Below are 9934 nucleotides of genomic sequence, written 5' to 3' on the forward strand. Positions count from 1 at the left end.
CCCCCACTCCCGAGGAGTGGAGGGCCGCCGGCCTGATGGTCCTACCGCGCGTCAGCTCCGCCGCACGCCCGAGGCCAGTTCCCCGGCCAGGGCCCGCACCGCGTCCAGCGCCGCTTCCTCGTCCTCGCCCGCGGCCAGGATCCGCTTCACGAACGCCGACCCCACGATGACCCCGTCCGCGAACCGGGCGACCTCCGCCGCCTGCACCGCGTCCGAGACCCCGAGCCCGACGCAGACGGGCAGGTCGGTGGTGGCCCGGGTCCGGGCGACCAGGTCCTCGGCCATCGAGCCGACGGCCGACCGCGTCCCGGTCACGCCCATCACCGCGGCCGCGTACACGAACCCGCTGCCCGCCGCCGTGACCTCCGCCAGCCGCGCGTCCTTGCTGCTGGGGGCGACCACGAACACGGTGTCCAGACCGTGCTCGTCCGCCGCCTTGCGCCACTCCTCGGACTCCTCCACCGGCAGGTCCGGCAGGATGCAGCCGGCCCCGCCCGCGGCCGCCAGGTCGGCGGCGAACCGCGCCACCCCGTAGCGGTCGACCGGGTTCCAGTACGTCATCACCAGCACCGCCGCCGCGGGGTGCGCGGAGGCGACCTCCTGGACGGTGCGCAGCACGTCCTTGATCCGCACGCCGCCCCGCAGCGCGATGTCGTCGGCGGTCTGGATGACGGCGCCGTCCAGCACCGGGTCGGAGTGCGGCAGCCCGACCTCGACCACGTCGCAGCCGCCCTCGATCAGCGCGTTGACCGCCCGGATGCCGCCGTCCACGGTCGGGAAGCCGGCCGGCAGGTAGCCGATCAGCGCGGCCCGGTCCTCGGCCTTGGCCGCGGCCAGGATGTCGCTCAGCTTGGAAGCCATGATCACTTACCCCCCTCGGCGGAGTCGGCCGGCCCGGCGGACCCGGCCCCCGGCTCGTCGTACAGCCCGAAGTACTCGGCCGCGGTGTGCATGTCCTTGTCCCCGCGTCCCGACAGCGAGACCAGGATGGTCGCCTCCGGCCCGAGCTCGCGCCCCAGCTCCAGCGCCCCGGCGAGCGCGTGGGCGCTCTCGATGGCCGGGATGATCCCCTCGGTGCGGGACAGCAGCCGCAGCGCCTGCATCGCGGCGTCGTCGGTGACCGGACGGTACTCGGCCCGCCCGGTGTCCTTCAGCCAGGCGTGCTCCGGCCCGACGCCCGGGTAGTCCAGCCCGGCCGAGATCGAGTGCGACTCGATGGTCTGCCCGTCCTCGTCCTGGAGGACGTACGTCCGGGAGCCGTGCAGCACGCCCGGGTCCCCCTTGGTGAGGGTGGCCGCGTGCCGGGGCGTCTCGGCGCCCTCGCCGGCCGCCTCGCAACCGATCAGGCGCACCCCGGCGTCCGGGATGAACTCGTGGAAGATCCCCATCGCGTTGGAGCCGCCGCCGACGCAGGCCACGACCGCGTCGGGCAGCCGGCCGGTCCGGTCGAGCACCTGCTGCCGCGCCTCGACGCCGATGACCCGGTGGAAGTCCCGGACCATCATCGGGAAGGGGTGCGGCCCGGCGACGGTGCCGAACAGGTAGTGGGTGGAGTCGACGTTGGCGACCCAGTCCCGGAACGCCTCGTTGATGGCGTCCTTGAGCGTCCGGCTGCCGGACTTGACGGCCACCACCTCGGCGCCGAGCATCCGCATCCGGGCGACGTTGAGCGCCTGGCGCTGGGTGTCGACCTCGCCCATGTAGATGGTGCAGTCGAAGCCGAACAGCGCGCAGGCGGTCGCGGTGGCCACGCCGTGCTGGCCGGCGCCGGTCTCGGCGATGATCCGGGTCTTGCCCATCCGCTTGGTGAGCAGCGCCTGGCCCAGCACGTTGTTGATCTTGTGCGAGCCGGTGTGGTTGAGGTCCTCGCGCTTGAGCAGGATGCGCGCGCCGCCCGCCTCGGCGGAGAAGCGGTGCACGTCGGTCAGCGGGCTCGGGCGCCCGGTGTAGTCCTTGAGCAGCGCGTCGAGCTCGGCGGTGAAGGCCGGGTCGGTCTTGGCCTTCTCGTACTCCTCGGCGACCTGCTCGACCGCGGCGACCAGCGCCTCGGGGATGAAGCGGCCGCCGTACGCGCCGAAGTAGCCGCGCGCGTCCGGCACCTGGGCGCCGGGCAGGTAGTCCTTTTCGGACATGGTGGTTTCCCTAGAACGGAGATGGACGACAACGACGTCTTCCCGGCTGGGCTTCAGCCGGACGTCACGCGCCATCGCCGTCCCGGCACCTGCCCGGGCTCGCACCCGATGACGTACCGCACCCGACGCCCCAGCACCCGGCGTGCGGGCGCGCGGCAGCCGCGCGGGCGGCAACCGGGGGCGAGTCGGGCGGCGATCTTCATGGGGTGGGGGTCAGTCCTTGTGCCGGACGGCGGGGTGGGCCCCGGCGGCGACCAGGTCGGCGACCGCGGCGCGCGGGTCCTTGCCGGTCACCAGGGACTCGCCGACCAGCACCGCGTCGGCGCCGAGGTTGGCGTAGTTGATCACGTCCAGCGGGCCGCGCACACCGGACTCGGCGATCTTGACGATGCCGTCCGGGATGGCGTGGGCGACGTTCTCGAAGGTGTTGCGGTCCACCTCGAGCGTCTTCAGGTTGCGGGCGTTGACGCCGATGATCCGGGCGCCGGCGTCCACCGCGCGCTTGATCTCCTCCTCGTCGTGCACCTCGACCAGCGGGGTGAGGCCGATCGACTCGGCGCGCTCGATCAGCGACACCAGGGCCGGCTGGTCGAGGGCCGCGACGATCAGCAGCGCGAGGTCGGCGCCGTGCGCACGGGCCTCCCACAGCTGGTAGGCGGTGACGATGAAGTCCTTGCGCAGCAGCGGGGTGTCCACCGCGGCGCGGACGGCGTCCAGGTCGGCCAGCGAACCGCCGAAGCGGCGCTGCTCGGTCAGCACGCTGATCGCGGCGGCACCGCCGGCCGCGTAGTCCACCGCCAGGGCGGCCGGATCGGCGATCGAGGCCAGGGCGCCCTTGGACGGGCTGGAGCGCTTCACCTCGCAGATCACCCGGACCCCGTCGCCCCGGAGGGCGGCGACGCCGTCCTTGGCCTCCGGAGCCTTGGCGGCCAGCGCCTTGAGCTCGTCCAGGGAGACCAGGGCCTGCCGCTCGGCGAGGTCCTCGCGGACCCCTTCGATGATCGAGTCGAGCACACTCACTCAGGAGCCCCCATCTTTTCTGCCAGTTGGCCGGCGTGAGCCGGCGGGCGACAGCCCACCGACTCTTCGATGGTATCGGCACCCGGGGGCGGGGGGCGCACCGGTTCGAACCGCGTCTCGCGGACCGGACTCCCGCTCCGGCGGTCCCCAGCTGCGGCTTCACCGGGCGTGCACCGGTTTTCGGACGGTCTTCGCACCGGTTTTCGGACGCTCTCCGAGCCGGCCTCGACCGGTGGCCGGGACGTGGCGTCAGGGCGTACGGGAAGCGGCGGCCGCGCGGTCGAGGACCACGGTCAGGGGTCGCGGTACGGCAGCCGGGACGCGGCGGTCGCGCGGCCCGGTCAGACCAGCGGCGGCGCCAGCCCGGCACCGACCCCCGAGTTGCGCACCACTGTGAACACCAGCACCAGCAGGGCGATCAGCGCCCACCGCCGGCCCCCGACGGTGATCCTGGGCGGCGGCCCGCCGGTCAGCGCGGCCCAGCCCCAGCGCAGCCACAGCACCGCCAGTACGCCGAACAGCAGGACCACGACGGCGTTGTCGTGCAGGGCGCCGGTGAGGTCCCCGTGGCTCAGCGCGTGGACGCAGCGCAGCCCCCCGCAGCCGGGGCACCACCAGCCGGTGGCGGTCAGGAACGGGCACTCGGGGTAGTGCCCGGGGGTGTTCGGGTCCACCACGGCGACGTACGCGGCGGGGACGGCCACCGCCGCCAGCGCGGTCAGCGGCGGGCTCAGCCGGCGCCGCACGGGCGGCGGGGCGGAGGCGGTGGAAGCGGTGGGGGCGGCGTTCACGCCCCGATTCTGCCCGGGTCGGGCCCGGACACGACGAAACGGCGGGCGTGGCGCGCCCGCCGTTCCGATGTACGACAAACGTGTGGTCGTGTGGTGCGACGAGCCCGTCGTCAGGCGGCGACGGCGGCGCGGGCCTCACGGGCCGCGAGCTGCTCCTCGGCCGACTTGTAGACGTTGGCGCTGGGCTGCTTGCCCATGCCCGCGAGGGACATGGCCTTGCCGACCACGCCGCCGGCCAGGATGACCGCCAGGCCGACCCAGACGAGCAGAACCGACGGCAGGATCATGGCGACGCCCGCGACGCCGAAGCCGACGAAGGAGATGACGACGCCGGTCCAGGCGGCGGTGGTGTGGCCGTGTGCTGCTGCTGCCATCTGAGTGGTGCTCCTTGGCTCTCGGGGCCCGGCCGGGCCTGCGGGGCCGCCGGCGGGTTGACGGGTTCCATTGTGCCGGGCCACACACCGACGGCCCAAAGCGGGTGGCGGGTCTATCGCGTCACATGCGCGCGGGCCGCGTCACGTGCGCGCGGCTCACACCGCGGTCGGGTCCTCGCCCCGGTCCAGGGCCTTCCACAGGTCGCCCGGCGTCTCGGTCCGCGCCGGGGCCTTGCGGGTCGGCGCCTCGTAGCGGCTGCCCATGGCCGGCCAGCCCCGGCCGTAGCGCAGGGTGAGCAGTCCGGCCAGGGCCAGCAGGACCCCGCCGACCAGCGCGACCCAAGGCCAGGCGGTGTGCGAGACCTCGGTGGCCGCCGAACCGGTCAGCGCCAGCTTGCGGGCGGCCTCGGCGTCCAGCGCGGCGGTGTCGCCGGCCCCGGCCACCGAGGCGGCGGCCGCGCCGAGCCCGGCCAGCAGGGTCAGCGCGCCGACCGCCAGCCGGCCGGCGCCGCGCACCGCGAACACCGCGACGGCCGCGGCGAGGCCCACCAGGGCCAGCCCGCCGGGCAGTTCGGAGATCCTGCCGCCGGTGACGGACACGTCCAGGGTGCCGGCCCGGCCCTCGGCCCAGGTCCGCCCGACCGCGGTCAGCACCAGCACGGCGCTCAGCACGGTCAGCAGCAGCATGATGCCGAGGGTGCGGCGGCTGGGGGCGGCGGGGGCGGGGGTCTGCTCAGCGGTCACCCGTCCACTATCCCCCGACCGACGCCGGGGTCCGTACCCGGGGTGGGGAACGGGCCGTCGGGCGAGCCGTCGGGCGGGGCGGCCGGCGGGGTGGGTTACGGCGTGGGGAAGCCGTCCGTCCGCAGCACCACCGTGCGACCGCCGAGCGGCAGGAACAGGTCGTTGCCGAACGGCACCCGCTCCGCCTCCCGGTACACCCCCTCGGGGGACGGCGCGGTGTGCACGGTGCAGACCGCCGCCGCCGGATCGACCACCACGTACAGCGGCACGCCGCTCTCCGCGCAGGCCCGCGCGAAGACGTGGTCACGGCCCGGGTGCGCCACCTCCAGCACCGCCTCGGCGTCCGCGGCCCCGTACCGGCCCCGGGCGGTGCGGGCGGCGCCGGGGGCGACCACCACCAGGTCCGGGGCGAGCGGGCCGTGCGCGGCCGGGAAGTCGATCAGGACCCCGGACAGCACCCGCCCCGCCCCCGCGAGCCCTTCCCGGATCTGGGAGGCCGTCCCGAAAACGGCCTCCCAGCGCAGCTCGTCGTACGGCGCCTCGGGCATCCCGGCCGCCTCCTCACACGTCAGGACAGTTCCGGCGTCCGCAGCGTATTGGCGGTGGCGACCGCCCGCAGCACGGCGGCCGCCTTGTTGCGGCACTCGGTGTCCTCGCCGTGCGGGTCGGAGTCGGCGACCACGCCCGCGCCGGCCTGCACGTACGCGGTGCCGTCGCGCAGCACCGCGGTGCGGATCGCGATCGCGGTGTCCGAGTCCCCGGCGAAGTCCAGGTAGCCGACGCAGCCGCCGTACAGGCCGCGGCGGGTGGGCTCCAGCTCCTCGATGATCCGCATCGCCCGCGGCTTGGGCGCGCCGGAGAGGGTGCCGGCCGGGAAGCAGGCGGTCAGCACGTCGAAGGCGGTCCGCCCCGGGGCGACCGTGCCGGTCACCGTCGACACGATGTGCATCACGTGGCTGTAGCGCTCGATGTGCATGAAGTCGACCACCTCGACGCTGCCCGGCTCGCAGACCCGGCCGAGGTCGTTGCGGCCGAGGTCCACCAGCATCAGGTGCTCGGCCCGCTCCTTGGGGTCGGCGAGCAGCTCGGCGGCCAGCTCCGCGTCCTCCTGCGGGGTGTCGCCGCGGTGCCGGGTGCCGGCGATCGGGTGCAGCATCGCCTCGCCGTCGGTGACCTTGACCAGCGCCTCCGGGCTGGAGCCGACCACGTCGAAGCCGCCCTCGGCCCCGCCGTCCGGCCCGGGGAAGCGGAACAGGTACATGTACGGGCTGGGGTTGGTGGTGCGCAGCACCCGGTAGACGTCCAGCGCGGAGGCGGGGCAGGGCGCCTCGAAGCGCTGCGAGGGCACCACCTGGAAGGCCTCGCCGGCCCGGATCCGCTCCTTGATCGTCTCCACCGCGGCCCGGTACGGCTCGCCGCCGAACGGCGAGTGCACCTCGCCGGGGCCGGCCGGGGTGAAGGTGGCCAGGCCCGGGTCGACCGGCTTGGACAGCTCGGCCTCCATCGCGTCCAGCCGGGCCACCGCGTCCGCCCAGGCCTCGTCCGCGCCGCTGGCCAGGTCGTTGTGGTTGACGGCGTTGGCGATCAGCAGCACCGTGCCGTCGACGTGGTCGAGCACCGCGAGGTCGGTGGCGAGCAGCATGGTCAGCTCGGGCAGGCCCAGGTCGTCCGGGTTGAGGTCGGGCAGCTTCTCCAGCCGGCGGACGATGTCGTAGCCGAGGTAGCCGACCAGGCCGCCGGTGAGCGGGGGCAGGCCGTCGTCCTCCAGCCGCGGGGTGTGCAGCGCCTGGAGGGTGGCGCGCAGCACCTCCAGCGGGTCGCCCGCGGTGGGGATGCCGACCGGCGGGGTCCCGAGCCAGCGGGCCCCGCCGTCCGGGCCGACGGTCAGCGCGGCGGCGCTGCGCACCCCGACGAAGGAGTAGCGCGACCAGCTGCGGCCCTGCTCGGCGGACTCCAGCAGGAAGGTGCCGGGCCGCTCCTCGGCGAGGGTGCGGTAGAGGCCGATCGGGGTGAGACCGTCCGCGAGGAGCCTGCGGGTGACCGGGATGACCCGGGTGTCGACGGCGAGCTTGCGGAAGGCTTCGAGATCCATGACGGGCGGCACCTTCTTGAGTTCTTCGAGTGGACTGGGGTCAGGAGAGCGGGAGCACGTCGGCGTCGAAGCAGGTGCGGTCGCCGGTGTGGCAGGCCGCGCCGCTCTGGTCGACCCTGACCAGCAGGGTGTCGCCGTCGCAGTCCAGGGCCACCGACTTGACCGCCTGGACGTGGCCCGAGGTGTCGCCCTTCACCCAGTACTCACGGCGGCTGCGGCTCCAGTAGGTGCAGCGGCCCGTGGTGAGGGTGCGGTGCAGCGCCTCGTCGTCCATCCACCCGAGCATCAGCACCTCGCCGGTGTCGTACTGCTGGGCGATGGCCGGGACCAGCCCGTCCTCGGAGCGCTTGAGCCGCGCGGCGATCTCGGGGGCGAGGGCGGTGCTGCCGGGAGCGGCGGGTGTGGTGGACATGCGCCCCATTGTGTCAGCCCGCCCCGCCGCACCCGCCGCACCCGCCTCGCTCCCCCGCCGGAGCCGCTACGGGTGCAGCTGCCCGGTGAGCTTGGGGCCGCCCTGCTTGTTGCTGGCGGCCAGGGTGCAGGTGTAGTCGCGCCAGCCCTGCTGGTAGTTGGCCATCGCCGGGCCGAACTGGCGGCCGTAGTAGGTCTTTCCATCGCCCTGGCGGGCCTTGGCGGCGGCTTCGACCTCCTTGCAGCCGTCGCGCATGGCGAGCGCCAGCGGGATGTCGCCGGTGATCCCGTCCGCGAGCTTGAGGTCGGCGATCACCTCGCCGTCGTGGTCCCCGGCGCAGGGACGCTCCTCGGGCTTGGTGATCACCGGGCTCAGCTGCGGGTGGTCGAAGCAGGCGCCGACCGGGAAGAACGCGTACGGCGGCTGCGGCGTGGGCGTAGGGGTGGGTGTCGGCGTCTGGGTGGCCGTGGGAGTCGGCGTGGGCGGCGGCGGCGCGGCGGCCGGCTTCTTGTCGTCCGGCCACAGCACCGCGGTGGCCACCACCGCGAGCAGGACGACCAGCACGGCGGCAACGGTGAGGACCAGGCCGCGGGACGGGCGGGAGCCGACTGCGGACGGCGGCTGCTCGGAGGTCATGGCCACGAGGATGGCCCACCCGACCCCCACCTGGCAGCCGCTTCGCCAAACTCGCCCCGTACGGGCGGCCGGAGGCAACGCCGCAGGACATCATCCCAGAAACAAAAGAAACTTAAATACAAATGGAGAAATAGCCACCACACCTCGACACCACCAGAAGAAGATGGCCACTCGCAGGGCAAAGAATATTACATCATTTATCCCTTGAGGAAATAATCAGTGGAACACAGGACGAACCGCATGACGAAAAATCAGGTGCGGGCCTCTCGGTATGCCGAGAGGCCCGCACCCATCATGAACGAGAGGGACTCACTCGCGCTCCACGATCGAGTAGGTATTCGAATCTCACCAGGCGCCGCGGACGAAGACGTGGTCACGGATTCGCCCGCCCTCGGCCATCCCGGCCCGAAGCAGGTCCGCATGGGAGGCCTCGTTGAGCGGTGAGCGGGGTTCGAAGCTGGGATACCGGTGACCTCGGGGCGCCGTAGATCGCCAGGAGGACATCGGTGCCCTCGGATTCGGCTTCGCGCACTATCAAGGAAACGACCACGGTTGTCCGACCGGCCTGTCATGCTTCCCGCATGGTCGGCAAGAGCAAAAGGCAACAAGGGCAGAGCTGTCCCACCACGGCCGCGCAGCAGATCGAAGCGAGTAGCGAAAGCGCCGAGGCCCTGTGGGCGACGACGCGCTCGGGCGCGCGCGCCGGCCGCGGGTTCCACTATCAGGATGCCGTTGGAGCGTGGCTGTGTGGCCGTATTCTGTCCGGAGCCCTCGACGCTGATCACATCGTTCCAGAAGGGCTGGAAGACCTCTCATGTGATGGCCCGGCCCCTTTGCACGTCCAGGTCAAGTCCCGGCAGGAGCGGATCGGTGATTTCACCGTTCCTGAGGTAGCCGAGCATCTCCTCGCCATGGCCCGGGCGCACACGAAGCGTGACCACGCAGGGGTGTCTGGCCGGGCCCTCCTTGTGCTCGAACGACCAGTGGAAGGCGAGTCGTTCACCCACTGGGGCCGGCTTTTGAGTGAACTCCCACAAGACCACCGATTGCTGAAGGCGCTCAGAACGAAGGCGACGAAGGCAGGTCTGAACAGTGGGGAGCTCGAAACGTGGTGCGAGGCTGTCAGCCTCTATGTTCTGCCATGGGGCCTCGCCGCAGAGGGCACTCGTAGTGCCGTGGTGCAGCGGCTCGGTTTGCTGCCTGTAGCAGCAGAGGCTGCCGTGTTGGCCCTGCGCAGCGCCGTGGCCGGCTGTGCCGACGCCAACGCCGAGACAGACCTTTCGGGTGCAGCCGGGCTGAGTCGAACGGGCATTGATCGGATCGTGACCGAGGTCGCTGCAACCATTGACCATGCTTCGCTGGAAGAGGCACTGACCGCAGGCATCTGTGAACCGGTGGACTTCGATCGACCGCTTCACGCGGCCGGTTTCTACGAAGGCATCGACGTCCAGCCCGGCCACATCGCTGCCGGGCTGCCAGCTCCCAGGCCGGTGTTGGCCGGGCAGATCGTGGATGCGATCAATCGCGGTCAGAGCGTTCTCGTTACCGGCCCCTCCGGCGTCGGTAAGTCCACCGTGATGTGGACGGCCGCCTATGCGACGAGACATGTGCTCTGGTACCGGATTCGGCGGCTCCGAACCGAGGACATCGCACCGTTGGTACGACTGGCCGGGGCGCTGAAACCCTCGACCCGGTCTCCGGTTGGCTTCGTGGTGGACGGCATCGGGATCGGT

General features: G+C 72.6%; 12 protein-coding genes. 1 reads left to right on the top strand and 11 read right to left on the bottom strand.

What is annotated here, in order from left to right:
• Nucleotides 1-51: 51 nt before the first annotated feature.
• The 11 genes from trpA to ACFRQN_RS37850 all read right to left on the bottom strand — a co-directional run bounded on the left by trpA (nucleotide 52) and on the right by ACFRQN_RS37850 (nucleotide 8201).
• Complete coding sequence (gene trpA / locus ACFRQN_RS37800; protein ID WP_375873970.1) at nucleotides 52-861, bottom strand: tryptophan synthase subunit alpha; 810 nt, start codon at nucleotides 859-861, stop codon at nucleotides 52-54.
• Between the two features lie 2 nt (nucleotides 862-863).
• Entirely contained in the window at nucleotides 864-2132 is a 1269-nt protein-coding gene (gene trpB / locus ACFRQN_RS37805) for a tryptophan synthase subunit beta (protein ID WP_074000949.1), read from the bottom strand.
• A 53-nt stretch (nucleotides 2133-2185) separates the two neighbouring features.
• Complete coding sequence (gene trpM, locus ACFRQN_RS37810; protein WP_188296911.1) at nucleotides 2186-2335, bottom strand: tryptophan biosynthesis modulator TrpM; 150 nt, start codon at nucleotides 2333-2335, stop codon at nucleotides 2186-2188.
• Nucleotides 2336-2345: 10 nt separating this feature from the next.
• Nucleotides 2346-3152 (bottom strand): indole-3-glycerol phosphate synthase TrpC, encoded by an 807-nt coding sequence (gene trpC / locus ACFRQN_RS37815; protein WP_380745113.1) that lies wholly within the window; start codon nucleotides 3150-3152, stop codon nucleotides 2346-2348.
• A gap of 341 nt (nucleotides 3153-3493) precedes the next feature.
• Nucleotides 3494-3943 carry a DUF2752 domain-containing protein gene (locus tag ACFRQN_RS37820; RefSeq protein WP_049651217.1) on the bottom strand — a complete coding sequence of 150 codons (450 nt, stop codon included), beginning with the start codon at nucleotides 3941-3943 and terminating at the stop codon, nucleotides 3494-3496.
• A 110-nt stretch (nucleotides 3944-4053) separates the two neighbouring features.
• On the bottom strand, nucleotides 4054-4317 hold the full coding sequence (locus ACFRQN_RS37825; RefSeq protein WP_049651218.1) for an HGxxPAAW family protein: 264 nt from the start codon (nucleotides 4315-4317) through the stop codon (nucleotides 4054-4056).
• 156 nt (nucleotides 4318-4473) lie between these two features.
• On the bottom strand, nucleotides 4474-5061 hold the full coding sequence (locus ACFRQN_RS37830; RefSeq protein WP_074000947.1) for a TIGR02234 family membrane protein: 588 nt from the start codon (nucleotides 5059-5061) through the stop codon (nucleotides 4474-4476).
• Between the two features lie 95 nt (nucleotides 5062-5156).
• Nucleotides 5157-5609, bottom strand: a complete 453-nt coding sequence (locus ACFRQN_RS37835) for a Uma2 family endonuclease (protein ID WP_053111997.1) — start codon at nucleotides 5607-5609, stop codon at nucleotides 5157-5159.
• A 20-nt stretch (nucleotides 5610-5629) separates the two neighbouring features.
• Nucleotides 5630-7153 (bottom strand): anthranilate synthase component I, encoded by a 1524-nt coding sequence (locus tag ACFRQN_RS37840; RefSeq protein WP_049650355.1) that lies wholly within the window; start codon nucleotides 7151-7153, stop codon nucleotides 5630-5632.
• Between the two features lie 40 nt (nucleotides 7154-7193).
• On the bottom strand, nucleotides 7194-7565 hold the full coding sequence (gene hisI, locus ACFRQN_RS37845) for a phosphoribosyl-AMP cyclohydrolase (RefSeq protein WP_074000946.1): 372 nt from the start codon (nucleotides 7563-7565) through the stop codon (nucleotides 7194-7196).
• 66 nt (nucleotides 7566-7631) lie between these two features.
• Entirely contained in the window at nucleotides 7632-8201 is a 570-nt protein-coding gene (locus tag ACFRQN_RS37850) for a hypothetical protein (protein ID WP_375873972.1), read from the bottom strand.
• A gap of 581 nt (nucleotides 8202-8782) precedes the next feature.
• On the opposite strand from ACFRQN_RS37850, the gene ACFRQN_RS37855 reads away from it, so the two are divergent.
• Nucleotides 8783-9934: hypothetical protein (locus tag ACFRQN_RS37855; RefSeq protein WP_380745116.1), on the top strand; the 1152-nt coding region annotated here is incomplete at its 3' end.

This window comes from Kitasatospora sp. NPDC056800, from assembly GCF_042789775.1.
Classification (GTDB): Bacteria; Actinomycetota; Actinomycetes; order Streptomycetales; family Streptomycetaceae; genus Kitasatospora.